The sequence below is a fragment of the Actinomadura sp. NPDC048021 genome (assembly GCF_040653135.1).
Taxonomy (GTDB): Bacteria; Actinomycetota; Actinomycetes; order Streptosporangiales; family Streptosporangiaceae; genus Spirillospora; species Spirillospora verrucosospora.
The window spans coordinates 1-25,664 of sequence record NZ_JBEZJQ010000045.1 but is presented as its reverse complement, the minus strand read 5'-3'; the positions used below and the strand labels follow the sequence as shown (position 1 = coordinate 25,664).

The 25,664-nt window shown below is 72.3% G+C and carries 24 protein-coding genes and 1 riboswitch; of the genes, 18 read left to right on the top strand and 6 right to left on the bottom strand.

Annotation, left to right across the window (positions count from 1 at the left end; genetic code table 11):
- Window position 1: 1 nt before the first annotated feature.
- Window positions 2–1,186 carry an FAD-binding oxidoreductase gene (locus AB0C87_RS41405; RefSeq protein ID WP_345173081.1) on the bottom strand — a complete coding sequence of 395 codons (1,185 nt, stop codon included), beginning with the start codon at window positions 1,184–1,186 and terminating at the stop codon, window positions 2–4.
- A gap of 183 nt (window positions 1,187–1,369) precedes the next feature.
- On the opposite strand from AB0C87_RS41405, the gene AB0C87_RS41400 reads away from it, so the two are divergent.
- The 6 genes from AB0C87_RS41400 (at window position 1,370) to AB0C87_RS41375 (ending at window position 7,319) form a co-directional block, all read left to right on the top strand.
- The gene (locus AB0C87_RS41400; RefSeq protein WP_345173082.1) at window positions 1,370–2,017 is read left to right on the top strand and encodes a TetR/AcrR family transcriptional regulator; all 648 of its coding nucleotides are present in this window, start codon (window positions 1,370–1,372) and stop codon (window positions 2,015–2,017) included.
- 31 nt (window positions 2,018–2,048) lie between these two features.
- On the top strand, window positions 2,049–2,333 hold the full coding sequence (locus AB0C87_RS41395) for a GlsB/YeaQ/YmgE family stress response membrane protein (RefSeq protein ID WP_345173084.1): 285 nt from the start codon (window positions 2,049–2,051) through the stop codon (window positions 2,331–2,333).
- A 226-nt stretch (window positions 2,334–2,559) separates the two neighbouring features.
- Window positions 2,560–2,799, top strand: coding sequence for a DUF485 domain-containing protein (locus tag AB0C87_RS41390; protein ID WP_345173085.1), 240 nt, complete (start codon window positions 2,560–2,562; stop codon window positions 2,797–2,799).
- Window positions 2,796–4,460 (top strand): cation acetate symporter, encoded by a 1,665-nt coding sequence (locus AB0C87_RS41385; RefSeq protein ID WP_353831326.1) that lies wholly within the window; start codon window positions 2,796–2,798, stop codon window positions 4,458–4,460. Before AB0C87_RS41390 ends, AB0C87_RS41385 begins: the two co-directional genes overlap by 4 nt.
- A gap of 190 nt (window positions 4,461–4,650) precedes the next feature.
- Window positions 4,651–6,915: a S8 family serine peptidase gene (locus AB0C87_RS41380; RefSeq protein ID WP_360582019.1), complete on the top strand. Its 2,265-nt coding sequence runs from the start codon at window positions 4,651–4,653 to the stop codon at window positions 6,913–6,915.
- 107 nt (window positions 6,916–7,022) lie between these two features.
- Window positions 7,023–7,319, top strand: a complete 297-nt coding sequence (locus AB0C87_RS41375; protein ID WP_353831324.1) for a hypothetical protein — start codon at window positions 7,023–7,025, stop codon at window positions 7,317–7,319.
- Here AB0C87_RS41375 and AB0C87_RS41370 read toward each other — a convergent pair.
- Window positions 7,316–7,930, bottom strand: a complete 615-nt coding sequence (locus AB0C87_RS41370; RefSeq protein WP_353831323.1) for a MarR family transcriptional regulator — start codon at window positions 7,928–7,930, stop codon at window positions 7,316–7,318. The genes AB0C87_RS41375 and AB0C87_RS41370 overlap by 4 nt on opposite strands.
- A 319-nt stretch (window positions 7,931–8,249) precedes the next feature.
- Here AB0C87_RS41370 and AB0C87_RS41365 point away from each other — a divergent pair, with 319 nt between their 5' ends.
- The 3 genes from AB0C87_RS41365 (at window position 8,250) to AB0C87_RS41355 (ending at window position 10,843) form a co-directional block, all read left to right on the top strand.
- Window positions 8,250–8,579 (top strand): DUF3263 domain-containing protein, encoded by a 330-nt coding sequence (locus AB0C87_RS41365; protein ID WP_353831322.1) that lies wholly within the window; start codon window positions 8,250–8,252, stop codon window positions 8,577–8,579.
- Window positions 8,580–8,598: 19 nt separating this feature from the next.
- A complete protein-coding gene (gene otsB, locus AB0C87_RS41360) occupies window positions 8,599–9,420 on the top strand; it encodes a trehalose-phosphatase (RefSeq protein ID WP_345173094.1) in 822 nt (273 codons plus the stop codon).
- A gap of 340 nt (window positions 9,421–9,760) precedes the next feature.
- Complete coding sequence (locus tag AB0C87_RS41355) at window positions 9,761–10,843, top strand: hypothetical protein (protein WP_360582016.1); 1,083 nt, start codon at window positions 9,761–9,763, stop codon at window positions 10,841–10,843.
- A gap of 52 nt (window positions 10,844–10,895) precedes the next feature.
- On the opposite strand, the gene AB0C87_RS41350 is transcribed toward AB0C87_RS41355, so the two are convergent.
- Window positions 10,896–11,504 (bottom strand): PadR family transcriptional regulator, encoded by a 609-nt coding sequence (locus AB0C87_RS41350; RefSeq protein ID WP_345173098.1) that lies wholly within the window; start codon window positions 11,502–11,504, stop codon window positions 10,896–10,898.
- A gap of 184 nt (window positions 11,505–11,688) precedes the next feature.
- Window positions 11,689–13,743: a serine/threonine-protein kinase gene (locus tag AB0C87_RS41345; RefSeq protein ID WP_360582014.1), complete on the bottom strand. Its 2,055-nt coding sequence runs from the start codon at window positions 13,741–13,743 to the stop codon at window positions 11,689–11,691.
- A gap of 52 nt (window positions 13,744–13,795) precedes the next feature.
- On the opposite strand from AB0C87_RS41345, the gene AB0C87_RS41340 reads away from it, so the two are divergent.
- Window positions 13,796–14,347 (top strand): RNA polymerase sigma factor, encoded by a 552-nt coding sequence (locus AB0C87_RS41340; RefSeq protein WP_089313869.1) that lies wholly within the window; start codon window positions 13,796–13,798, stop codon window positions 14,345–14,347.
- A gap of 86 nt (window positions 14,348–14,433) precedes the next feature.
- Window positions 14,434–15,459: a sulfotransferase gene (locus tag AB0C87_RS41335; RefSeq protein WP_360582012.1), complete on the top strand. Its 1,026-nt coding sequence runs from the start codon at window positions 14,434–14,436 to the stop codon at window positions 15,457–15,459.
- Window positions 15,460–15,523: 64 nt separating this feature from the next.
- On the opposite strand, the gene AB0C87_RS41330 is transcribed toward AB0C87_RS41335, so the two are convergent.
- Entirely contained in the window at window positions 15,524–17,017 is a 1,494-nt protein-coding gene (locus AB0C87_RS41330; protein ID WP_360582010.1) for a trehalose-6-phosphate synthase, read from the bottom strand.
- Window positions 17,018–17,137: 120 nt separating this feature from the next.
- On the opposite strand from AB0C87_RS41330, the gene AB0C87_RS41325 reads away from it, so the two are divergent.
- From AB0C87_RS41325 to AB0C87_RS41295, 7 genes are all read left to right on the top strand, one after another.
- Entirely contained in the window at window positions 17,138–18,073 is a 936-nt protein-coding gene (locus AB0C87_RS41325) for a cation diffusion facilitator family transporter (protein ID WP_345173105.1), read from the top strand.
- Window positions 18,074–18,167: 94 nt separating this feature from the next.
- Window positions 18,168–18,308, top strand: a riboswitch (SAM riboswitch).
- A 16-nt stretch (window positions 18,309–18,324) separates the two neighbouring features.
- Window positions 18,325–19,569: a threonine synthase gene (gene thrC / locus AB0C87_RS41320; protein ID WP_345173106.1), complete on the top strand. Its 1,245-nt coding sequence runs from the start codon at window positions 18,325–18,327 to the stop codon at window positions 19,567–19,569.
- Window positions 19,570–19,584: 15 nt separating this feature from the next.
- Complete coding sequence (locus AB0C87_RS41315) at window positions 19,585–19,863, top strand: MoaD/ThiS family protein (RefSeq protein ID WP_360582007.1); 279 nt, start codon at window positions 19,585–19,587, stop codon at window positions 19,861–19,863.
- Window positions 19,864–20,159: 296 nt separating this feature from the next.
- Window positions 20,160–21,167, top strand: coding sequence for a hypothetical protein (locus AB0C87_RS41310; RefSeq protein WP_360582005.1), 1,008 nt, complete (start codon window positions 20,160–20,162; stop codon window positions 21,165–21,167).
- Window positions 21,168–22,074: 907 nt separating this feature from the next.
- Window positions 22,075–23,703, top strand: a complete 1,629-nt coding sequence (gene groL, locus AB0C87_RS41305) for a chaperonin GroEL (protein ID WP_185031769.1) — start codon at window positions 22,075–22,077, stop codon at window positions 23,701–23,703.
- Window positions 23,704–24,113: 410 nt separating this feature from the next.
- Window positions 24,114–24,704, top strand: coding sequence for a phospholipid scramblase-related protein (locus AB0C87_RS41300; protein WP_345173111.1), 591 nt, complete (start codon window positions 24,114–24,116; stop codon window positions 24,702–24,704).
- A 62-nt stretch (window positions 24,705–24,766) separates the two neighbouring features.
- Window positions 24,767–25,123, top strand: a complete 357-nt coding sequence (locus AB0C87_RS41295) for a hypothetical protein (protein WP_353831319.1) — start codon at window positions 24,767–24,769, stop codon at window positions 25,121–25,123.
- A 119-nt stretch (window positions 25,124–25,242) separates the two neighbouring features.
- On the opposite strand, the gene AB0C87_RS41290 is transcribed toward AB0C87_RS41295, so the two are convergent.
- On the bottom strand, window positions 25,243–25,664 hold a 422-nt coding region (locus tag AB0C87_RS41290; RefSeq protein WP_360582003.1), incomplete at its 5' end, for a hypothetical protein.

Below are 25,664 nucleotides of genomic sequence, written 5' to 3'. Positions count from 1 at the left end.
CTCAGGCGGGCCGGATGTTGTGGTTGCGGTGGAACACGTTCTGCGGGTCGTAGGCGCGCTTGACCTCGCGCAGCCGCCGGAAGTCCTCCGGGGTGTAGGCGGTGGCCGTCCTGGACGTGTCGTGCAGGAAGTTCAGGAACGAGCCTCCGGTCGCGAAGGCGGCGAGCGGAGCGGCGTCCGCGGCGGAGCCCTCGATCGTGAGGGAGAACGGGACGTCCCGGTGCCCGACGGGGCCGGCGCCTGGGGCGGGGCACGCCATGGCGCCGCCCCAGTGCCGCACCTCGATCCCCGAGGCGTCGCTGCGGGCGATCGCAGAGATGAGTGCGTCGGGTAGGTCGGCGTACAGGTGGAAGTGCAGGGGCGGAGTGCCGCCCAGCGACTCGGTCTCGGCGTAGGGCATCGTCCGGAAGCTGTCATGCAGTGGCGGGCCCGCGACCTTCAGGAGGGAACGCAACGCGCGCGCGCCGTCTTCAGCGGTTCCCGCATAGACGGCGCGGAGGACGACGACCCGGCCGCGGTCAGCGTGGTCGGCCAGCGCCACTGAGACGGAGAGCGCGTCGGGGCGCGTGGCGGCGTCGTCCCGGAACTGGGTGAGGATCTCGGCGGCCCGTTCGGCCGGGAACAGCGCGACTCCCGCGTAGACGGTCGAGACGGGGTGGAGCCGGAACTCCAGGGAAGTCACGACGCCGAAGTTGCCGCTGCCGCCGCGCAGTGCCCAGAAGAGGTCGGGGTGGTGGTCGGCGTCGGCGGTGAGGTGCCGGCCGTCGGCGGTGACGAGCTCGGCGCGCAGCAGGTGGTCGGCGGCGAAGCCGAACCGGCGGGACAGCCAGCCGACGCCGCCGCCGAGGGTGTAGCCGGTGACGCCGACGGAGGCGTGCGAGCCCGACAGCGGCGCCAGGCCGAGGGGCGCGGCGGCGGCGATCACGTGGCTCCAGCGAGCCCCGGCCTCGGCGCGGGCGACGCGGCGGGACGGGTCGACCAGGACGCGGGACATGCGGGCTGTCCTCAGCAGCAGCCCCTCGTCCGGCGGGACGACGGTGCCGTGCCCGGTGGCCTGGACGGTCAGGGGCAGCCCGCGCTCACGGGACGCGAGGACCGCGGCGGGGACGTCCGCGGGGCCGGTGGCGTCGACGGTCAGCGGCTCGGCGGGGCGAGTCCGGGCGGGGGTCCGGGTGGCGGCATTCATGATCTCTTCCTTCCGGAGGTTCCTTCTCCACTTATTCGCACCGCAGCACTAGCCGGAGGTTATGTCTCCGGTTAGTGCCGTTTCTCGGCTCCTCCGCTCGGGGACGCTATAGTCATAGATCTTGATAGTCACTAACTGTGACTAGAGGAGATTCGGAGGGTGAGCCTCCACTACGCTGGGTTCATGGGTGCGAAGCAACGGCCGCTGCGGGCCGACGCGCGGGACAACCGCGACCGGATCCTCGCCGCCGCCCGTGAGGTGTTCGTCGAGCAGGGACCGGGCGCTCCGCTGGAGGAGATCTCGCGGCGCGCGGGCACCGGCATCGCCACCCTCTACCGGCGCTTCCCGGACCGGCGGACGCTGACGAGGGCCGTCGCCCTGGACGCCCTGGAGCGCACCAGGGACGAGGTCAGGCGCGCGCGGGACGAGGAGGGGACCGCCTTCGACGCCCTCGTCCGCTACATGCACCGCGTGCTGGACATCCGCATCGGCGCCGTCTTCCCCGTCCTGCTGGACCAGATCCCGTTCGACGACGCGGAGATCGCCGCCACCCGCGAGGAGGGCGTCGCCGTCATGAAGGAACTCGTCGCCGCCGCCCAGGAGGACGGCGACCTGCGTCCGGACGTCACCCACGGCGATGTCGGCATGCTGCTCGTGCGGTTGTCGCGCCCGCTGCCCGGCCCGCTGCCGCGGGAGACGGGCGAGGAGCTGGCGCACCGGCACCTCGACCTGCTCGTCGACGGCCTGCGCGCCGGACGCCCCGGGGAGCTCGGCGGCCCGGCGCTGACCTTCGACGACCTGCGGTCCATGGGAGACGGCCCGAAAAGGTGACGTTCGGGCCTGAACGGGCACAGGCGAGGACATGAACATCACAGGCATCATCAGCGCGATCGTGATCGGCGCGATCATCGGGGCGCTCGGCCGGCTGCTGCTGCCCGGCCGCCAGCCCATCGGCGTCCTCCTGACCGTGCTCGTCGGCATCGTCGCCGCGATCATCGGCACCGCGATCGCGCAGTCGGTCGGCGTCGCCACGACCAAGGGGATCGACTGGATCGAACTGGTCTTCCAGATCGGCCTGGCGGTGGTCGGCGTCGCGATCGTCGCCGGCCTCCGGGCCAGACGCGGCCATCGCCGCTACGAACGCTGACCGCCGTTCCCCTCCTCACCTGCACGGTCGCGGCCGCCGCTCCAGCACGGCGGTCGTTTGGCCGTCTCCGGCCGCCGTCATGCGGATCTCGTCAAACGGCGCTTGCGGTCGGCGAATCTTTGCTCTCATAGGGCGACCGAAAGGACGCGGAGAGTAACGAAGGGGCAGGGGGAGACCGATGGCGGGGGGACTTGCGCCAGTTGCGGGATATGAGAGGTTCCTGCTGTTGCGGCGGCGGTTCCGGCGGGCGGCGGCCGTGGTCGCGGCCGGGTTCCTCGGGTGGTATCTCGTGTTCGTCGGGCTGGCCGCGTTCGCGCGCGGGTTCATGGCGCGGACGGTCGCCGGGAACGTCAACGTCGCGCTGCTGCTGGGGCTGCTGCAGTTCGTCTCGACGTTCGCGCTGACCTGGGGCTACCTGGCGTACGCGCGCAGGCGGCTGGACCCGCTGGCCGGGGAGCTCCGGTGACGGGGCGCGCGCTGACGTTCGGGCTGTTCCTGGCGTTCGTCCTGATCACGCTGGCCATCACGGTGCGGGCGCGGGCGACCACGCGCGGCGCCGACGACTTCTACGCGGGCGGGCGGACGTTCACCGGCCCGCAGAACGGGATCGCGCTCGCCGGCGACTACATGTCGGCGGCCTCGTTCCTCGGCATCGCCGGGATCATCGCGCTGAACGGGTACGACGGGTTCCTGTACTCGATCGGGTTCCTCGTGGCGTGGCTGCTCGCGCTGCTGCTGGTCGAACTGGTCCGGAACGCGGGCCGGTTCACGATGGGGGACGTGCTGGTGCGCCGGGTGCGGCGCCAGGCGCCGGTGCGGCGGGCCGCCGCCGTGTCCACCGTGACCGTCTCGGTGTTCTACCTGCTCGCGCAGATGGTCGGGGCCGGGGCGCTGGTGTCGCTGCTGCTCGGCATCCACCGCGGCGAGCGGTTCCTCGGGATGGGCGCGGGCACCGCGAAGACCGTCACGATCGTGGCGGTGGGCGCGCTGATGATCCTCTACGTGGCGTTCGGCGGCATGAAGGCCACGACCTGGGTGCAGATCATCAAGACCGGGCTGCTGATGGCCGGGGCGGTGGTGCTGACGGCGCTGGTGCTCGGCAGGTTCGGGTTCGACGCCGGCGCGATGCTCGGGTCGGCCGCCGACGCGAGCGGGAAGGGCGAGGCGTTCCTGCGCCCCGGGCTCCAGTACGGGCGGGACGTCCCGGGCGACGCCTACCGGACCGTGGTCAACAAGCTCGACTTCATCAGCCTCGCGCTCGCCCTCGTGCTCGGCACGGCGGGCCTGCCGCACGTCGTCTCGCGGTTCTTCGCGGTCCCCGACGGGCGGGCCGCGCGCACGTCGGTGTCCTGGGCGATCGGCCTCGTCGGCGTCTTCTACCTGATGACGCTCGCGCTCGGCTTCGGCGCCGCGGCCCTGGTGGGCCGGTCCGCGATCGTGGCGCAGGACCCGTCCGGCAACACCGCGGTGCCGCAGCTCGCGCAGGCCGTCGGGCAGCACGTCGGCGGGCGGGCCGGCGGGGACGTCCTGCTGGCGTTCATCGGGGCGGTGGCGTTCGCGACGATCCTCGCGGTCGTGTCCGGGCTGGTGCTGGCGTCGTCGGCGTCGCTGGCGCACGACTACTTCGGCCAGGTGCTGATGCTCGGCCGCCCGCGCGAGTCGCAGGAGGTCGCGGTCGCGCGGTTCGCCTCGTTCCTCGTCGGCTCGCTGGCGATCGTCCTGGCGGTGGTCGCCCGCGACCTGAACGTGGCGTTCCTGGTGGCGCTGGCGTTCGCGATGGCCGCCTCGGCGAACGTCCCGGCGATCGTGCTGTCGCTGTTCTGGCGCCGGTTCAACTCCGCCGGGGTCGTCGCGGGCATCTACGGCGGCCTGATCGGGTCGCTGGTGCTGGTCCTCTTCTCTCCCGTCGTCTCCGGCAAGGTCGATCCGGTGACGGGGGAGAGCCTGTCGCTGTTCCCCGCGGGCGTCGACTTCCACCTGTTCCCGCTGGAGAACCCGGGGCTCGTGTCGATCCCGATCGGGTTCGCGTGCGCGGTCGCCGGCACCTTCGCCGGACGGGAGAAGGCCGACCGGGAGCGTTACGACGACCTGTCGGTCAGGGCTCTGACGGGTGCGGGATCACAGTGACCCGGACGGCGCGCACGGGTTAGCATGCCGTGCCCGGTTTGATTACCCGCGAGTACGGAAGGCTGGTCCGGGAAGATCCGCGCTGTCCGGGCCCGTGCCCTAATGTGCCGAGTGCCCGGGCCAGGGGCGGTTCGCGTGGCAGAATGTCACCCGCCGTGGAGCGCGGCGGTCAGCCAGAGGGAGGGGCGGCGTGTCCGAAGCCGGTCGGCGCCGTCCGGCGCACCCCCGGCCGGCCGTGCCGTTGCTCCGGCTCGGCGCCCGGACGACCGCGGCCCTCACCGCGCTCACGCTCGGCGCCGCCGTGGCCGTGCCCGCGGCGATCGTCTCCGACTCCCCCGCGAAGGACCGGACCGTGCGCGGCGCGTCGGCCGGCGCCGTGGCGGGGCCGCTGCTGAACGCGCCGACCGACCAGATCCGTTCCCGCGAATGGCACCTCGACGTCCTGCGCGCCCAGAAGGCGTGGCGGTACTCCAGGGGGCGCGGCGTCACGGTCGCCGTCCTCGACACCGGCGTCGACCGGCGCCACCCCGACCTCACCGGGCGCGTCGTCACCGGCCCCGACCTGACCGGCGGCGTACGCCGTCCGGGCAGCCGCTACTGGGGCCTGCACGGGACGTCCATGGCCAGCATCATCGCGGGTCACGGCCACGGTCCCGAGCTGTCGCAGGGCATGATGGGCGTCGCGCCGCTCAGCAACGTCCTGTCCGTCCGCGTGACGCTGGAGAACGACGACCCGCTGCGCCGCGACAACGGGCAGCAGCCGGGCGCCGGCGGCGACCGCGACGCGGTGGCCCAGGGCATCCGGTACGCCGTCGACCACGGCGCCGGGATCATCAACATGTCGCTCGGCGGCGGCCGCCAGTCCTACAACGGCACGCCCTCGCAGGAGAAGGCGATCCGGTACGCGCTCTCCAAGGGCGTCGTGCTCATCGCCTCCGCCGGCAACGACGGCTCCGGAGCGAACCGCAAGAACTTCCCCGCCGCCTACCCGGGCGTGATCGCCGTCGGCGCGCTCGACCGCCGCCTGCGCCTCTGGAAGGACAGCAACCGGCGCTCGGGCGCCGCGGTCTGCGCGCCCGGCGTCGAGATCGTCAGCGCGGACGCCAGCAACGGCTACGTCGTCGGGACGGGGACCAGCGCCTCGTCCGCGATCGTCGCGGGGGTCGCCGCGCTCGTCCGCTCCCGCTACCCGCGGCTGAGCCCCGAGGAGGTCCGGCGGGCGCTCATCCAGGGCTCGCCGGCCCGCGCCGCCCACCCCACCGGGTCGCCCGAATGCCGCGGGACGGTCGACGCCGTCCGCACCCTCGTCGCCGCCAACCAGATCAACAAGACCTCCAGCGGGCCGGTGGAGACGCCGCCGCCCGCGGCCGCGACGCCGCGGCCGGCCGCGCAGCGGGACGACCGCGACTCCGGCGTGCTGTTCCCGCTCGTCCTCGGCGGCGGGGGGCTGCTGGTCGTCCTCGGGCTCGTGCTGGGGTGGCGGCAGCGGCGGCGCCCCGAGGAGGACGGCGGCGACACCGATGCCGTCGCCGACTACGGCCTGCCCTCGGCCCCGGCCGCGCCGCGCGAGCCCGCGGCCGCCGTGCCCCCGGTCCCCGCCGAGATGTACGCGGCGCCCGTGGTCGCACCGGTCAACGCGCCGCTCTTCCAGAACAACGAGGTCTACCCGGCCCCCGCCTTCGAGGAGCCTCCGCCGCCGGCCTCCGCGCCGCGGGACGCCCCGCTCTGGGAGGCCCCGCGGCCCGAGCCGGGCCCCGCCGCGTTCCCGCCGCCGGACCCCGCTCTCCCCGAGCCCCCGCCGCCGTCCGGCTGGGACGGGCGGCCGACGCCTCCCATCGAGCCGAAGCAGCCGCCGGTCATGCCGGGCGAGCTGCGCCCGTTCGATCCCGGTGAGTTCACCACGGGCGGGCACGGGACGCACCAGAGGCATGACCCGCTCAACGGCCACGACCCCCTCAATGGGCACGATCCGCTCAACGGCCACGGCCCGCTCAACGGGCATGAGCCCCTCAACGGGCACGACCCCCTGAACGGGCACGACCCGCTGAACGGGCACGACCCCCTCAGCGGACACGATCCGCTCAACGGGATGGGGCGCAACGGCGCCGGGCTGAACGGGGCGGCGCGGGACGAGCCGTCCGTCCTCGATGACGACGACTGGGACGCCTTCCGCCGGGGCGCCCTGGAGGCGCCGGACGTCCCCGGGCCCGCGACGGATCCGCTCGCCGCGGTACCGCCGGAACCGCCCGGCGAGCCGCCGCTTCCGCCCGTACCTCACGCGGACGAGGCGCCGGCCGAGGCGTTCCCCGACGTCCCGCCGCCCGGCCTGGGCGGCGCCGAACCGCCGGAAGGGCCCGTCCCGCCGCCCGACCCCGCCGACGGCGAGCCGCGCGGACGGCACTCGCGGCCGCCGCGGCCCGGCGAGGACGAGGAGTACCGGCCGCCCTGGTGGTGAGCGCGGTACTCCGGCGGGCGTAGCGCGAGTGCCTCCGGCCGGACGATGCGGCCCCCCGGACCTCTCGCCGAGCATCGACTCATCCGACACAGGAAGGTCGATGAACCATGGTGACGATGTTGGCGACGCAGGCGGCCGCGATGCACCCGGGCGGCTGGCACGACGGGGACGCCCCCGCGTTCTGGCCGGTCTTCCCCATCACGTTCGGCCTGTTCTGGCTGGCCGTGCTCGGCACCGCCTTCTACCTCATCCGGCGCCGCATGCACGACGGCGCCGCGGCGGCCAGGGCGGCGGCCGACCCGATGACCAAGGCGCGCTCGGTGCTCGCCGAGCGGTTCGCCCGGGGCGAGATCGACGAGGACGAGTACCACGTCCGCATGTCCGCCCTGCGCAACGGTGCCTAGTCGGCGGCCGCCTCCTCGAAGATGCGGTCGATGCCGTCCGGGTACATCGGTGCCCGGACGGCGGCGTCGGCGAAGCGGGTGAGCAGCCGCGCGAACTCGGTGCGCTCCCGCTCCGACCAGTCGGCCATCAGGTCGTCGAGGTAGGCGCGGCGGAACCGGTCGGAGACCTGCTTGACGCGCCGCCCGGACTCGGTCAGGCCGAGGTTGGCGCGGCGCGCGTCGACGGGGGAGGGGCGCCGGGACACCAGGCCGGCGTCGATGGCGTGCCCGACGAGGCGGCTGGCCGTGGACGGGTCGATCTCCAGCCGTTCCGCGACCGCGCCGACCGTGACCTCGCAGGAGGGCTCGTCCGGGCGCGCGCAGTCGGTGAGGGCGGCGACCGCGTTGACCACCATCAGGTTCGACAGCTGCAGCGGGCGCCCGTCCCCGGCGGTGGAGGTCTGGGCGCGGACGCGCTTGACGAGGTCGGGCTTGGCCCACACGCGGCGCAGATGGAACAGCGCGGTCGCGATCTCGGTGAGGGAGCCGTCGGCGGGGGGTTCGGGAGGGCTCCCGTCCCGAGGCGCGGCCCGCTCGGCGGTCCGTCCCGTGGCGGAGGTCTCCGTCGCCATGCAAGGTCTCCGTTCCGAACGCCGGACGCTGCGGATCACCTACTCTAACGTATGCAGCGTACATATGTTTCACCGTGACGTGAACGCCGTTGCCGGTGAGACACACGGAGCGAAAGAGCCCCAGGTGAAGGGGGATGTGATGCACTGAACCACCGGCGTCCGTTCACCGGGATCCGCCGGAACTTGTCCGCGCGGACGCGTAGCATGGCTCCCGCCCGAACCCGGACGACCCGGGATCAGTAACCACAGAGGGGACCTGATGCGAGCGGCGAACGCCCCCGGTGACCCCCGCGGTGACGTCCCCCCACAGGACCGAACCATGGACGACGGCCGCCCCCCGGCCGAGCCCGGCCCCGCCGAAGCGGAGGGCGCGGCGGACGACGCCGCGTTCAGCGCCGGCGGGCTCTCCGAGCGCGACCGCCGGATCCTCGCCTTCGAACGGCAGTGGTGGAAGTACGCCGGCGCCAAGGAGCAGGCCATCCGCGAGACGTTCGACATGTCGGCCACGCGGTACTACCAGCTCCTGAACATCCTGATCGACCGGCCCGAGGCGCTGGAGTGCGACCCGATGCTCGTCAAGCGCCTGCGCCGGATGCGGACACAGCGGCAACGAGGCCGTGCCGCGCGGCGGCTCGGCATCCGGCCCTGACCTGGCCACCATTGGTCACGTGAACTCTCCCCGCTCTTTGACGGCCGCAGGCGCCGAAGGACTTGACGCCATCCGCGACGACCCGGCCGGGGCCGTGCTCGGCTTCGACTTCGACGGCACCCTGGCGCCGATCGTCCCCGACCCCGCCTCGGCGAGGGCCCATCCGGACGCCGCGCCGGCCCTGGCCCGGCTGGCCCCGCTGGTCGGCTCGCTGCTGATCGTGACCGGACGTCCCGCCGCCGTGGCCGTCGAGTACGGCGGCTTCGAGGGCATCGACGGGCTCGTCGTGCTCGGGCAGTACGGGCTCGAACGCTGGGACTCCGGCACGCTGACCGTGCCGGAGCCGCCGCCCGGCGTCGCCGAGGCCCGCGCGAAGCTGCCCGGCGTCCTCGCCGCCGCCGGCGCCCCGCCCGAGACGTTCGTCGAGGACAAGGGGCAGGCGCTCGCCGTCCACACCCGCCGGTGCGCCGAACCGCAGGTCGCGCTGGACCGGTTGCGCAGCATCCTCGCCGCGCTCGCCGAGCGGACCGGGCTGTCGGTGGAGCCGGGGCGGTACGTCCTCGAACTGCGCCCGCCCGGCATGGACAAGGGCAAGGCGCTGCGCGCGTACGTCGACGACCGCGGGACGCGCCCCTCCGCCCTGCTGTTCGCCGGGGACGACCTCGGCGACCTCGCCGCGTTCGACGCCGTCGACGCGCTGCGCGCCGAGGGCGTGCCCGGCGTGCTGGTGTGCAGCGGCTCGACCGAGGTCACCGCGCTCGCCGACCGGGCGGACCTGGTGGTCGACGGGCCCGCCGGCGTGGTCGACCTCATCGGCTCGCTCGCCGACTCCCTCTCCTGACTCACTCCAACGGCCTCCGGCGTCGCCCGGGGCGCCGGAGCGCGGAGTAATTGTCCGTCAGGTGACAAGACTCCCGGCTCGACTTGTCGCATCTCGCGAGACTCCGGGGGCCGGTGTGGCAGCGGAAGGCGATTAGGTCAAAATGTGGTGAATTGTGGGGAGTGTGGTTCGCGGGGAAGCCGCACGAGGGACATCGGGAGGCGAGACGGTGGACACGGAACCGGGACTTCCGCGCCGTCCAGGCGAGATCAGGCACACGCCCTCCCAGGGCATCCCGAGGGCCACGCCCAGAGAGGGGACGCCGGTCCGCCCGCCCGGGCCCGGCGCCCACGTTCCGCCCGTGGCCCACGTTCCGCCCGGCGTGCGCGTTCCGCCCGGCGTGCACGTTCCGCCGGGCCCTCCCATCCCGCCGGACGCCCCCACGCGTCCGATCGTCCACACCGCGCCGGCCGCGCAGGCGCCGCCGCGCGTCTGGGGAACGCCCCCGCCGTCGCCCCCGGGGCCCCCGCCGTCGCCCCCGCTGCCGCCGCCGTCGCCCCCGCTGCCGCCGCCGTCGCCTCCCGAGCCGCCGCGGTCGCGCGCGGAGCCGCCGCTCGGCGGGTCGGAGTGGGCCGCCGTGCCCGAGGCGCAGGACGCCTACCCCGAACCCGAGGAGCGGTCGTCGGCGACGGGGCCGATGGGCGTCCGCGAGACCAGCGGCGTCCAGGTGCGGCTCGGGCCTCGCGAGCGCGAGCGCGAGCGCCGGGAGCGGCGGCGGAAGGGACGCCGAAGCGGGCTGGTCGCGGCGGGGGTGCTCGCCCTGGCCGCGCTGGTCACGGCCGGGGTCGTGCTGACGCCCGGCTCCGGCGACGAGGGCGCGACCGAGGCGGCCCCCGCCGCGGGCGAGCGGGCGCCGGGCGGCGCCGCCAAGCTGCCGCCCGCGGGCGCGCCCCTCACGATCGGCACCGCCGACGGCTCCCGGTACAGGATCGCCGCGGTGACGTCCGGGATCAGCGACGGCGTGGGGACGGCGTCCCGGTCCACGCCGCCGTCCGGGACGGCGTTCCCCTACATCGAGTACATCCTCGCCAACCCGAGCGGCGAGAAGGTCCTGCTCGACTTCCCCGGCGACGTGTTCGTCCGGCGCGACCTCGTCACGCCGGCGGCGCGGGGGCGCTGCATGCCGCAGGCCGGCGTCCCCGAGGGCCTGTGCACGCCGCCGACCGACAGCCAGGTCGTGCGGCGGCTCGCGGGCGGTGCGCTGGTCGCGGGGGAGGGCGGCGACAAGTACCTTCCGCCGGGCTCGGCGTACCTGGTCCGCGCGACGGTGGGCGTCCCGGTCGACCGCCGCGTCAGGCGTTCGGACCTGGCCCTGTACGTGTGGAAGCAGCTGTACATGGCCGACCGGCTCGCCAGGGAGGCGCCGTTCCCGAAGGGAAAATGAAACCGCCGTGACCTGGGCGGCCACGGCGGTTCCGGTCGGTGCTCCCTGAGGTTCACTCGGCTTCGGGGTCGTCGGCGAGGATCCCGTACAGGCGGCGGCGGGCGTCGTTGACCACGTCCAGCGCGCGCGCCTTCTGCGCCTCGCTGCCCACGGACATCACCTGCTGGAGGGCGCCCATCAGCTGGCCGACGGCCTCGCGCCCGCGCAGGACGTTCTCGCCGGCGGCCTCGGTGACCTCGTCCCAGGGGGCGGCGGTCTGCGCCGACGCCTCCTCCCGGCCGGAGTCGGTGAGGGAGAACAGCCGCTTGCCGCCCTGCTCCTCGCTGCTGACCAGGCCCTCGTCCTCCAGCATCTGGAGGGTCGGGTAGACCGAGCCGGGGCTCGGCCGCCAGACGCCGCCGGTGCGGCCGTCCAGTTCCTGGATCATCTCGTAGCCGTGCATCGCCCGCTCGGCGAGCAGGGCGAGCAGCGCCGCCCGGACGTTGCCGCGCCGGGTGCGCCGCCCGCGGCCACCGCGTCCGCGATGGCCGGGACCGAAGCCCGGGCCGAAGCCGGGTCCTCCCGGGCCGCCGGACCCCCACGGGCCGAACGGGTCGCCGCGGCGACCCCGCTCCTCCGGTCGCCTGAAGCCGCCGCGCCTTCTCATCGTGTGCTCGTGCATCGCAGTCTCCTTCGTTGTTGATCGGTTGCGATGCCTCAACGATATATCGCTAACATGTCGCGATGCAACTCTGTGACGCGAATCACTGCGGAGTGCGCCCGCGCCGAACGGAACGAGGCGCGGAGCGGGGGGCCGCTCCGCGCCTCGATGCGCGGGTCTTCGTGGTACCGGTCCGAGCCCCGGGTCAGGGGCCGGTGACCTTCAGGTTGTCGAGGATGTCCTTGGTGGCGTCGCGGCCGTCGGTCTCCTTGACCCGGATCCACAGGCCGAACTTGCCGGACTTGTCCTTGAGGCCGACCTCGGTGACCGACGGCGTGCCTGTCTTGCAGGCGGTGAAGCGGGTGATCGTCCCGCTGAGGGCGCCGTCCGGCGTGGTGTAGTTCTCCGGCGCGGCCTTCGTGCACTGCGGGTGGACGGCGGCGCGCGGCGGCGGGAGCTGGTTCGCACCGAGGTCGGTGGTCACGCCGACGAACACGCCGGGGCCCTTGCCGTTGCCGAGGAACGCGGCCTTGTCCGGCGTCGCGCGCAGCACCGGGCGCGGCTGGCCGTCGGCGAGGCCGACGGCGGACGGCGTCCACGTCGGCTCCTGCCCCTGAACCGGCCACGCCTTCGGGACCGCGGTCCTGATCTTGCCCGAGCCGTCGGCGGCCGCGACGAAGTCCTTCGGGACCGCCGGCTTCTTGTCCTTGCCGTCCTTGCCGCCGTCGTCGCCGCCGGAGAACATCATGCCGAGCGTCAGGCCGCCGATCACCGCGACCACCAGCACGACCGCCGTGATGATCAGCGGCGTGACGAACTTCTTCGGGGCCCCGCCGCCGCGCGGCCCGCCCTGCCCGCCGCCCTGGACCGGCCCCTGCGGCGGAGGCTGGAAACCGGTCGGCGGCGGCCCGTAGGGCTGCTGGCCGCCCGGGCCCATCTGCTGCATCGGCCCGCCCTGCGGGGCCCCGCCCTGCGGCGACTGGGCCGGGAACGCGGTCGTCTTGTCGTCCGGCCCCTGCGGCTGGTTCTGCGGCGGCGCCTGCGGCTGGCCCTGTGGCGGCGGACCCTGGTAGGCGATCGTCGGGTTGTTGTCGTTGTCGGGTGATGTGGGCGCCTCCACCTGGGTGAAGGGTGTGGAGCGCCCGCTGGGCCGGTCGACGACCGTCACCTCTTCGGACGGCGTACTGGGCGGGACGCGTATCTCGGACGTGTGGAGGTCGTCCTCGCCGGGCCGGTCGAACCGCGTGTGCATGCCGGGCTGCGCGCTCTGGCCCGCCGCCGCGGCGGGCTGCGCGGGGTTGGGCTGCGCAGGAGTGGGCTGCGGGGGCCCGGGCTGCTGCACGGGAGGGGGCTGCTGCTGGACCTGGACGCCCTCGCGGTAGAAGTCCTGGACGGTCGCGTCGGCGTCGATCTGCGGCTCGGGCGGCGGGGGCGCCGTCTGGGCGGGCGCCGGCGCGGCCTGCGCGGAGGTGGGCCGCAGCGTGGACAGCGCCTCCGCGAACGCCTCGGCGGTCGGCCACCGCTTCTCCCGCTCGACCTCCAGCGCCCGCAGGACCACCTGGTCGAAGGCGGGGGGCAGGCCCTCGCGCAGCTCGCTCGGCGCCTTCTTGACCGGCGCCGGGCCAGGGGCCCGCCCGGTGAGCATGTGGTAGGTCAGGGCGCCGAGGCCGTACACGTCCGCGCGGATGTCGAGCCCGCCGCCGAACCGCGCCTGCTCGGGCGACATGTACCCGGGCGTGCCGACCGGAAGGGTGAAGGCGCCGGACGCGTGCGCGAGCGCCTTGGCGAGGCCGAGGTCGGCGATGAGCAGTTTCTCGCCGCCGTCCGGCGTCGACTGGAACAGCACGTTGGACGGCTTCAGGTCGCGGTGGATGACGCCCAGCGTGTTGATCACCTCGACGCCGTAGGCGATCTGCTCGGCGAGCGCCACCGCCTCGCTGACCGGAAGTGGCCGCTCGCGCATGCGATCGCCGAGCGTTCCGCGGTCGGCGTACGACATCACGAAGTAGGGGCGCCCGTCCGGGAGCTCGCCGATGTCGTGGACGCGGACGAGTCGCTCGGAGTCGGCGCGGCGCAGGATCCGGGCTTCCTCGAGGAACCTGTTGCGCACGTCCAGATCGTCGATCAGGCTGCCGTTCAGGACCTTTATGGCGACCTGGGACTCGAGGGCGTCGTCGTGCCCCAGCCATACAGAGGCGAACGCCCCCGACCCCAGGACGCGATCGATCCGGTAACGGCCTACTGATGGTGGGAAAGACACTCCCGTATCATCCCAACAACGGGGTGAGCGCGCGAACGAGCAATGAGGCGGCATGGCATTCGACGAGAGGACCGAGGAGTTGGCGGTCAAGGCCGCGCAGGGCGACCAGGGCGCCCTCAACGAGCTCCTCCGCAAGATCGAGCCGGACGTGCTGCGGCACAGCTCCCGGTTCCTGCCCTGCCGACAGGACGCCGAGGAGGCGTGCCAGGACGCGCTGCTCCAGGTCGCCCGGAACATCCACCGGTTCGAGGGCCGGTCGCGTTTCAGCACCTGGCTGCACGTCGTCGTCGCCAACTCCGCCCGCTCCACCTACCGTTCGCTGAAGCGGCGTTCGGTCGAGCAGGCGGGCGAGCTTCCCCAGCAGCGTCCCGACCCGCGCCGGACGAGCGTCATCGCGGGTTCCCGGGTCGACATCCTCGACGCCATGGAGGACCTGGAGGCCCGCAAGCCCGACCTCATCCAGGCCCTGGTGCTGCGGGACGTCTCGCAGCTGGAGTACGCGGAGATCGCCGAGCAGCTCAAGCTCCCGCTCGGCACGGTGAAGTCCCGCATCCACGAGGCGCGCAAGCAGGTGAGGCAGACGCTCGGCGAGTCCTACACCTGACCGCCGGTCAAGGGTGGGTCATCGGACCGTAACAGTGGGTGCAGAAGCCGGGTTCTGAACTGGGCTTCTGCACCAGCATGCGGTGCATGCCACCAGGACCGGCCCTCCGCCGCGATCGTCCGATCTTCATCTTCGGCTGTCCTCGCTCGGGCACGACGCTGCTGCGCCTGATGCTCCACTCGCACGCCCGCATCGCGATCCCGGCGGAGACCCGGTTCGTCCTGCCCGCCTATGCGGCGAGGTGCGACTACGGTGACCTCCGGGACAGCAAGAACAGGCGGATGCTCGCGGAGTGGATCGTCGGAGAACGCGCCACCAAGGTGCGGGCGCTCGGCATGGACGCCGATGGGCTCGTGGAGGAGATCGCCGACGGGCCTCCGACGCTCGGCTCGGCGGTCGGCATCGTCTTCCGCGCCTACGCCCGCCTGCACGGCAAACCGCGCTGGGGCGACAAGCGCCCGAGCTACTCCCAGCACGTCGGCACGCTGTTGCGGATGTTTCCCGACGCCCAGTTCGTCCATCTTGTCCGGGACGGCCGGGACTGCGTCGCGTCGCTGATGGAGATGCCCTGGTTCGACGCCGACATCCACCACGCCGTCTCCGCCTGGCGGGAGACGATCGACCGCGGCCGCCGGCTCGCCGAGCGCCTCGGCCCCGACTCCTACTACGAGCTGCAGTACGAGCGGCTCGTCGCCGACCCCGCCGACGAGCTGACCCGGCTCTGCGGCTTCCTCGGCGAGGACTTCGACCCCGAGATGACCCACCCGGAGGGGCTGGCGAAGCGGATCGTCCCGTCCACCAGGAAGTGGCAAGGCCGGACCCGCGACGCCGTCACGACCGACCGCGTCGGATCATGGGCCGAGCGCCTCGACGCGTGGGAGATCAGCCTGGCCGAGGCCGCGTTCGGCGAGCGGCTCGCCGAGTACGGCTACGAGCCGAGCGGCCTGCCGAAGCCGTCCGCGGCCCTGCTCGCCCGCTTCACCCGCACCGCCACCCACCGGCGCATGGCGCAGAGCAAGGCCGCGCTGCGCGAGCGGTGGAGGCAGCACCACGAGCCGAACCCCGTCGAGTGCCTCCTCACCGCCGAGCAGTCCGCCGGCAGCGCCCCCTGACCGGACCCGCGGCGTGTTGCCCTGACGCCCGCAGAGCAGCACGCCGCTCCCTTTCCGCGGGGAGCTAGTCCAGCGCGGCGAGCTGGTCGGCGAACCAGCGCTGCGGGGGCAGGGCGGTCGCGGCGTCGGCGAGGCGGGCGCAGCGTTCGGCCCGCCGGGCGCGCGGCATCAGGAGGGCCTGGCGCAGGGCCTCGGCCGTCTGCGAGACGTCGTAGGGATTGACCACCAGCGCGTCCTCGGACAGCTCCGCCGCCGCGCCCGCCTCTCGCGACAGCACGAGCGCGCAGCCGTGCCGCGACAGGACGGGCCCTTCCTTGGCGACCAGGTTCATCCCGTCCCGGATCGGGTTGACGAGCAGGACGTCGGCCAGGCCGTAGGCGGCGAGGGAACGCGGGTAGTCGTCGTTCACCTGGAGGATCAGCGGGTCCCAGTCAGCGGTGCCGAACTCGTCGGTGATCTGCCCGGCCATGCGCTGGACGGCCGCGGTGTACTCCCGGTACTCGGGCAGGTCGTAGCGGGACGGGTAGGCGAACGCGAGGTGCACGACGCGTCCGCGCCACTCGGGATGGTTGACGAGCATCTCCCGGTACGCGGCGAGCCCGCGCACGATGTTCTTGGACAGCTCCGTCCGGTCGATCCGCACGATGAGCCGGCGGTCGCCCACCTGCTCGCGCAGCGCGCGGGCCCTCTCGACGACGTCCGGTTCGGCGGCGCGCCTGCGCAGCGCCGCCCCGTCCACGCCGAGACCGTGCACGCCCACGCGCGTGGTGTGGCCCGAGCAGGAGACGGTGCGGGCCACGCGGTCGACGCGCGCGCCAGGCAGCAGCTCGCAGCAGTCGAGGAAGGCCGACGCCCACCGCTCCGTGAGGAAGCCGGCGTGGTCGGCGCCCAGGATGCCGAGAAGGACTCGCGCGCCGATGTCGTCCGGGAGCAGCCGGAAGTACTCCGGCGGCGCCCAGGGCGTGTGGGAGAAGTGCACGATCTTCAGGTCGGGGCGCCGGTCGCGCAGCATCCGCGGAGCCAGCGACAGGTGGTAGTCCTGGATCGCCGCCTTCGCGCCCTGGGCGGCGTCGCGTGCGAGGGCGTCCGCGAAGGCCGCGTTGTACGCCTCGTAGGACTGCCAGTCCCGCCGGGCGCGGGCGTCGAAGTGCGGGCTGCGCGGCGTGTCGTACAACAGGTGGTGGACGAACCACAGCGTCGAGTTGGCGACGCCGTTGTAGGCGCGGTCGAACGTGGCCGCCGGGATGTCGAGCATGCGCACCGCCGCCCCGCCGGTCTCGTACCCGGCGAGGTCGAGGCGGCCGTCCGGGGAACGGCGCGACGCCGTGCGGTCGGCCTCGCCGAGGCTCGCGCACACCCAGAGCACGTCCGCTCCCGTCGAGGACGGCTCCCGCGCCGACTCGGCCGGACGCGGCGGGCCGGGGTCGCGCGGGGCGCCCGTCACGGCGGCGAGGCCCGACACGAGACCGCCGCCCCCGCGCCGCATGGTGAGCCCGCCGTCGTCCGACAGCGAGAACGACACCGGACCCCGGTTCGAGGCCACCAGCACTTGGCTCATACGGGAAGGGTCTCAGTTGCGGCCGAGGCGCATCAAAGTGACCCGCGAGGTGGCCGGCATCGCCCGCCCTTGTGTCCGTTCCGCCCGATTAGTCATCCGCCCAGGGGGTATCCGGCGGCAATGAGCAAGTCCGAGACGACGAAAACCGTGCTCGTCGCCGGTGCCGCGAACCTCATCCTCGCGATCACGAAGCTGTTCGCCGGCCTGCTGGCCGGGTCCAGCGCCATGCTCGCGGAGAGCGCGCACTCGGTGGCGGACACCCTCAATCAGGGCTTCCTCTACACCTCGCTCCGGCGCAGCGAGCGGCCCCCCGACCGGCGCCACCCCTTCGGATACGGCAACGAGCGGTACGTGTGGTCGCTGCTCGCCGCGTTCGGCATCTTCGTGGCCGGCGCCGGATTCTCGATCTTCGAGGGCATCCTGACCATGACCGGTCACGGCGGCGGCGGGACGACGGTGTGGCTCGCCTACGCCGTCCTCGGCCTCGGCGCGGTGCTGGAGGGGACGTCCTGGATCCGCGCCTTCTACCAGGCCAAGAAGGAGACGCGCGACAGCGACCGCGACCTGGTCGAGCATGTCCGCAAGTCGCCCGACGTGACGTTCAAGACCGCGCTGTTCGAGGACACCGCGGCGATGATCGGCCTCGCGCTCGCCGCCGGCGGCCTCGCGATGCGCCAGATCACCGGGTCGGAGTTCTGGGACGGGCTCGCGTCCGTCCTCATCGGGATCCTCCTGGTCGTCCTCGCCTTCTCGATCGGCCGGGAGAGCATGGGCCTGCTCATCGGCCAGGCGGCCGACCCCGCCGAGCAGCGCGAGATCCGCGCCGAGATCTGCGGCGCGCCCGGCGTGACCGGCGTGGACGAACTGCTCACCATGCACTTCGGCCCCGAGCAGATCCTCGTCGCCGCGAAGGTGCACTTCTCCGACGACATCAGCGCCGACGAGGCCGAGGACGTCGCCGGCGAGATCGACCGGCGGCTCCGCGAGCGCGTCCCGACCGTCCGGCACGTGTTCCTCGACCCGACCCAACGGGTGATCAAGACACCCGCCGGGTAACGTCTCAATCGCTGGACCCGCCTGTCTGGCATCCGGTCAGTTCATGTAAAGTCACGCATACGAGTTCAAAGCTCGTAGATCGACAACTTCATAACGCTCATCCAGAGGGGTGGAGGGACCGGCCCTGCGAAGCCCCGGCAACCACCTGGCTGCGGCGCGTCGCGATCCTGCGAGGCCGGCCGGGAGATGGTGCCAACTCCGGCCTGCGACCAAGGTGGCGCAGGGAAGATGGGGAGAAAGGCCTCGCCCTCATGGCACTCACGCCTGCCACAGACCTCGGACCGGCTACCGCTCTCGTCTGCCGCGAATGCGGCTCGTCCCGCGACCTCGGGCCCTACTACGCCTGTGAAGAGTGTTTCGGCCCCCTGGAGATCGCCTACGACTTCGACGGCGTCACCCGGGAGTCCATCGAGTCCGGGCCGCGCAACATCTGGCGCTACCGCGGGCTGCTGCCCGTCCCGTCCAACGTCGCCGACACCCCGAACACCGAGCCGGGCCTGACCCGCCTCGTCCGCGCCGACAACCTCGCGGAGAGCCTCGGCCTGCAGAGCCTGTGGGTGAAGGACGACAGCGGCAACCCGACCCACTCGTTCAAGGACCGCGTCGTGGCCGTGGCGCTCGCCGCCGCCCGCGAGCTGGGGTTCAAGGTGCTGGCCTGCCCGTCCACCGGGAACCTCGCCAACGCCGTCGCCGCCGCGGCGGCCCGCGCCGGGATCCGCAGCGCGGTGTTCGTCCCGTCGAACCTGGAGTCCCAGAAGATCATCACGACGGCCGTGTACGGCGGGACGTTCGTGACGGTCGACGGCAACTACGACGACGTCAACCGGCTCGCGTCCGAGATCGCGGGCGAGCAGGACGACTGGGCGTTCGTCAACGTCAACGTCCGCCCCTACTACGCCGAGGGCTCCAAGACGCTCGGCTACGAGATCGCCGAGCAGCTCGGCTGGCGGCTGCCCGACCAGGTCGTCGTGCCGGTCGCGTCCGGCTCCCAGCTCACCAAGATCGACAAGGCGTTCCAGGAGCTCATCAAGCTGGGCCTGGTGGAGGAGAAGCCGTACCGCGTCTTCGGCGCCCAGGCCTCCGGGTGCGACCCGGTCGCCGCCGCGTTCAAGGCGGGCCACGACGTCGTCCGCCCGGTGAAGCCCGACACGATCGCCAAGTCCCTCGCCATCGGCAACCCGGCCGACGGCCCCTACGTCCTGGACGTGGCCCGCCGCACCGGCGGCGCCGTCGAGGACGTCACCGACGAGCAGGTCGTCGAGGGGATCCGGCTCCTGGCCCGCACCGAGGGGATCTTCGGTGAGACGGCCGGCGGCGTCACCGTCGCGACCCTGCGCAAGCTCATCGAGGCCGGTGCCCTCGACCCGGGCGCCGAGACCGTGATCATCAACTCCGGGGACGGCCTGAAGACCCTGGACGCCGTCGCCCCGGTCGTCGCGCCGTCGGCGAACATCGCCCCGTCCCTGGAGGCGTTCCGCGCCGCGGGCCTCGCCTGAGAACGAAGGAGCAGCATGAGCAGCGTGTCCGTCCGTATCCCGACGATCCTGCGGACCTACACCGGTGGCGAGTCCGAGGTGAAGGCCGAGGGCGCGACCCTGCGCGCGGTCGTCGCCGACCTCGAGGCCAGCTACTCCGGCATCTCCGCCCGCATCCTGGACGGCGCGGGCAAGATCCGCCGTTTCGTGAACGTCTACGTCGGGGACGAGGACGTCCGTTTCGCCGAGGGACTCGACACCCCGACGCCCGAGGGCGCCCAGATCTCCATCATCCCCGCGGTGGCGGGCGGCTGACGTCCGTCTCGTCCGCGAGGCCCCGGCACGTCCACCGTGCCGGGGCTTTTCCTTTCACATCTGGCCGATTCCCCCTTCTCCGGAACGCGATTGCCCGGTGGATGCTGGATTGGGCAACTGTTCTTCCCGTCCGGCCAAACGCGCATGGAACAAGTTTTAGCGAGCGCCAGTTTCGCGACTTGATCTTGGTCACCGCCTCTCCGTCACTTGGGTTTCTCGCTGGCCGCGTCCTGGAAGATTGAACCCGGAGTGGCGCTCCCTGGGGCGCCGAACGGCATACGAGAGTGAGGAAAGGCATGAAGCGCATTTTGCGCACGATGGCCGTGACCGGCATAACGATGGGAGCGGCCGTCCTCGCGGCTCCCTCGGCCATGGCCGACATCAACTTCTACGCGGTGGAGAAGGCGTACGTGGGGCACAACGGGCCCTCGTACATCAGTGAGAAGGGTCCGGGCGATCTGATCTACACCGACATCACCAAGTCGCCCAAGGCCGCGCCGGTGATCGGGAACAAGCCGGTGAAGACCGGTGACATCACCACGAAGCTCCACGGCGGGAAGCACAACACGGCCGTCACCGGCGTCGAGGGCTCCGAGCAGGAGGCCACCAAGGTCGCGCTCGCCAAGGCGGCCGAGCACCAGGCCGCCGAGCAGCAGGCGGCTCCTCAGCAGGCCGCCCCGCAGCAGGAGTCGCTGCAGGCCGCGCCGGAGCAGGGCGCCGAGCAGGCCGCTCCGCAGCAGGAGGCTGCTCCGCAGCAGGAGGCGCAGCAGGCGGCTCCGCAGCAGGGTGAGCAGCAGGCCGCCCCGCAGCAGAACGCCGAGCAGGCCGCTCCGCAGCAGGACGCGCAGCAGGCCGCTCAGCAGCAGGGCGAGCAGCAGGCGGCTCCGCAGCAGGAGGCGGAGCAGGCTGCTCCGCAGCAGGACGCGCAGCAGGCCGCGCCGGAGCAGGGTGCCGAGCAGGCCGCCCCGCAGCAGGAGGCCCAGCAGGCCGCGCCGGAGCAGCAGGCCGACGCCAACGCTCCGCAGGCCGGACAGCGGCTGGCCACCACGGGGGACCGCCCCGGGCCGGTGCACGTCCACGCGGCCGAGAAGGCGATCGTCGGCCAGAACGGCGACGTCGCCAACATCGAGAACGGCTCGGGCGACGCGATCTTCACGAACCTCAGCGGATCGCCCCGCTCGAACGTCTACGCCGGCAACAGCGCGACGATGACCGGGCCCATCACCAGCCACATCCACGGCGGGAAGCACAACACCGTGATCAACGCGGTCGAGGGCCCCGAGCAGGAGTCCACCAAGCGGTGAACCGCGGTTCCTAGCAGGACACCGAAGCACCACGGCCGCTCCGGCCCGGTCACGCATCGACGCCGGAGCGGCCGCCCAATGTCCGGACCCGTTTGCGGCGGCCCTTTGCCCGGGACCGAAAGAACATCCTCACCATTCGCCATACTCCATGAAAGCGGCCCTAACGGGCCGTGGTGATTCCCGGTGCACCGGGCCGCCGCAAACGTCGTCGCACCGACAGAACAGGCACCAATGGTCCGTGACGAAAAAATCCGCGGCAAAACAGCGGCGCGGGCCGCCGCCGGTGCAATGGCACGCGGAACGGGTGGCCGCTACGGCACCCCCTCTCAGGCGAGGTGCCGGTCCGCGCGGCGTGCGCGGTCGCCGGGTCGAACAGCCGCAGGGTCAGCCCGGAGAAGCCCGGTAGGGGACTCGATCTCGTCGAAGCCGGCGGCGCCGTCGGAGTGGCGGATGGCGCGACCGAGGGTGATCCCGCCCGTGCGCGCAGCCGGACGGCCGGCGTCTGAACGACCGGCGCTCCCCGCGCTCGGACGGCACCTGCTCAAGGCAGAACGAAAGCGTTACGGGGAAGTGAGTCGCTCATGGCGGGACGATGGTTCGGCTGCTCTTCGGAGGGACGCCGCCTGGTGGCCGTCAGCGCTAAAGCGACCCTCCGGTGCAGGTCAGAGCGCTTCCGAGCGGGTCGGCGCGACGCGTGCGGCGGTGATGTGTGGCGCTTGCACTCGGCAGGGTAGAGTGCTAAACAAGCATTGGCACTCTGATGTGGAGAGTGACAACTTCACACAGTCATGGGTCGGGGCGATGAGGCCTCAGGCCGGCGGCGGAATGGAAGTCGTCGGCGGGGCCGTCCGTCGCGGGCGTCGGCTCGATCCGTCTAAGCCACCTTGTTCCGGGAGGACTGGAGCCTATGGCTGCAAAGATGATCGCGTTCGACGAGGAGGCCCGCCGCGGTCTCGAGCGCGGCATGAACCAGCTCGCCGACGCCGTGAAGGTGACCCTTGGTCCCAAGGGCCGCAACGTCGTGCTGGAGAAGAAGTGGGGCGCTCCCACGATCACCAACGACGGTGTGTCGATCGCCAAGGAGATCGAGCTCGAGGACCCGTGGGAGAAGATCGGCGCGGAGCTCGTCAAGGAAGTAGCGAAGAAGACCGACGACGTCGCGGGTGACGGCACCACCACCGCCACCGTGCTGGCCCAGGCGCTGGTGCGCGAGGGTCTGCGCAACGTGGCCGCCGGCGCGAACCCGATGTCGCTCAAGCGCGGCATCGAGGCCGCCGTCGAGCGGGTGAGCGAGGAGCTGTCCAAGCTCGCCAAGGACGTGGAGACCAAGGAGCAGATCGCCTCCACGGCGTCCATCTCCGCAGGCGACCCGCAGATCGGCGAGATGATCGCCGAGGCGATGGACAAGGTCGGCAAGGAAGGCGTCATCACGGTCGAGGAGAGCCAGACCTTCGGTCTGGAGCTCGAGCTGACCGAGGGGATGCGCTTCGACAAGGGCTACATCTCGCACTACTTCGTGACCGACCCCGAGCGGATGGAGGCAGTCCTCGAGGACCCGTACATTCTGATCGTTCAGGGCAAGGCGTCGGCCAACAAGGACCTGCTGCCCGTCCTCGAGGGCGTCATGCAGTCCGGCAAGCCGCTGCTGATCATCGCGGAGGACGTCGAGGGCGAGGCCCTGGCCACCCTGGTCGTCAACAAGATCCGCGGCATCTTCAAGTCCGTGGCCGTGAAGGCGCCGGGCTTCGGCGACCGCCGCAAGGCCATGCTGGGCGACATCGCCACGCTGACCGGCGGCCAGGTCATCAGCGAGGACGTGGGTCTCAAGCTGGAGAACACCACGACCGAGATGCTGGGCCGCGCCCGCAAGGTCGTCATCACCAAGGACGAGACCACCATCGTGGACGGCGCCGGTGACGCCAACGAGATCGCGGGCCGGGTCAACCAGATCCGCACCGAGATCGACAACACCGACTCCGACTACGACCGCGAGAAGCTCCAGGAGCGCCTGGCCAAGCTCGCGGGCGGTGTCGCGGTCATCAAGGCCGGCGCCGCGACGGAGGTCGAGCTCAAGGAGCGCAAGCACCGCATCGAGGACGCCGTCCGCAACGCGAAGGCCGCGGTCGAGGAGGGCATCGTCCCCGGCGGCGGCGTGGCGCTGCTGCAGGCCGGCACCAAGGCGTTCGACAAGCTGGAGCTGGCGGGCGACGAGGCCACCGGTGCGAACATCGTCAAGCGCGCTCTCGAGGAGCCGCTGAAGCAGATCGCCGTCAACGCCGGCCTCGAGGGCGGCGTCGTGGTGGAGCGGGTCCGCAACCTGACCCCGGGCGAGGGCCTGAACGCCGCCACCGGCGAGTACGTCAACATGTTCGAGTCGGGGATCCTCGACCCGGCCAAGGTGACCCGGTCCGCGCTGCAGAACGCCTCGTCGATCGCCGCGCTGTTCCTCACCACCGAGGCCGTCATCGCCGAGAAGCCCGAGAAGAACCCGGCCCCGGCGGGCGGCATGCCCGACGCCGGCGGCATGGACTTCTGAGCGAGTCCGCGGTTCGCACTTCCGAGTGCATGTGAAAGGGGCGGTTCCTTCGGGAACCGCCCCTTTCCGCGTCCGCGAGGGCCGGTGCGGGTCGAAGCCCTGGTTCGGGCAGGACGACGCTCTGTGGAAGCCCGTAGGGGCTCGGAGATGTCCGTGGGGATGCTCAGGGGACGCCGGGCCGAAAGAAGAATGTTTCTCGGACGGGCACCCCGGGCCACGGCGGTGCAGGTCAGTGAGCCGGGCGCGGGCGCGGCGATTCCGCCGGGCGGAGACGGGCGCGCAAAGTGCTTCCCCTGCGGGCCCGGCGCTTGGCAGGATCGCCGGTTGGAGGGCGTGCCGCCGAGGACGCGGGCGCAGGCGAAGTGAACAGTGAGGCGGTCGCCGATGCGGCCGACGAGGCAGGAGAACACGTGAGCGAAGTGTTCAGCTCCCCGGTGCTCAGGGTCGAACAGCCTCGCAGGGGACCGTTGGCCAAGTCGCGGTACAAGGTGCTGGACGAAGGCGGGACCGTCCTCGCCATCGCGGCGCCGACCGACGACAAGGGCAACGCCGCGGTCATGCGCGGCCTGTTCCCCGGCAAGTCGAACCTCGACGCCCGAGCCGTCCTGCTGACGACGCCCGACGGCGACCCCCTGTACGTCGTGGACAAGCAGAGCGGCCGGGAGTACACCGAGATCCTCCGGCCGGACGGAGAGCGCGTCGGCTCCTTCGTCACCGAGAGGGTCGGCCGCCGCTACGTCGTCTACGACGACGACGGGACGCTCATCGGCACGGTCGAGGTCGACGTGCCGCGCAACAACTTCGAGGTGAAGGACGCCGACGGCGGCAAGGTGGCGCACGTCCGCAAGAAGTGGGCGGGCCTCGCCACCCACCTGCTCACGACCGCCGACAAGTACGCGGTGGAGATCGCCGACCCCGTCCGGGAACCGCTGCGGACGATGGCGGTCATGACGGCCATCGTCATGGACATGAACCTGCACGAGGCCAAAGAGATCACCTGACGGACCGGAGGCCGCCCCACGGAGGGGTTCCCGGCTCCCGCCAGGCGAGGTACGTTCCGGTCGTGCAGGCCATGTCCGGGCGCCCGAACGGCTGGCGGATCTCGCCGGCGATTCCGACGATCGCGAACTGCGCGCTGGCCGTCCTCTGGCTCTTCTCGGCTCTCGGCGGCTGGGGCGACGCCGCCTTCTGCGGTGAGGACGAGGGCCGCGACCTGGAATGCGCGGCCGGATTCGAGGACGCCGTGCGGATCTCGGCGCCCGTGGCGGTCGCCGCCGCGGCCGTCGCCGTCACGGCGTGGTCGATGCCGGCCGTCAGGCGCAGGCCTTGGCGGCTGGACGTGACCCTCACCGTCACGGCCTTCGCCTGGGTGATCGCCGAAGGTGTGCTGTTCGTCGGCGGATACCTGGCCAAGCCCTGAGGCGCGCCGAACGGTCGGCGTTGCCGAAATGAAACCTCGCCCGCGTGAATGGGATGTTCGAGCGGTTCAAACAGGGTGGATCCGGACGAAACCCGAGGTAGGTCGCGTGCTGGAGCGGCTCAGAGCGCGCCGCGCGCGCGAGTCCGCGCCATTGGGGCGTGCGAGCTGGTTTGACGTCCCCTCCGCTTGGGCATACTGTTCACTTCGCCCCACGGGAGTGCGGGACGCCTGACGGCGGCCGGCCCGGGGGAACCATCCTCGATCAGCTGACGCGACTTCGTCGCGCCCGCATCGTCGGGATGGGTCGGAAAAGGATCGATTTGACAATCGGGCCGGATCTGGTGAAATAGCAACACCGCCGGGAAGGAACCGCGCAAGCGGATTCGGAATGGCGTATCAGAAAAGCCCGGAATTGACAGTCCGAGCGGATCTGATAAAGTAAGAATAAGTCGCCCCGGGGCGGGAAACGCGAAAGCGGATCCGGTACGGTGGGTGTCCGTTTCTTGAGAACTCAACAGCGTGTTAAAAGCCAGTGCCTTTA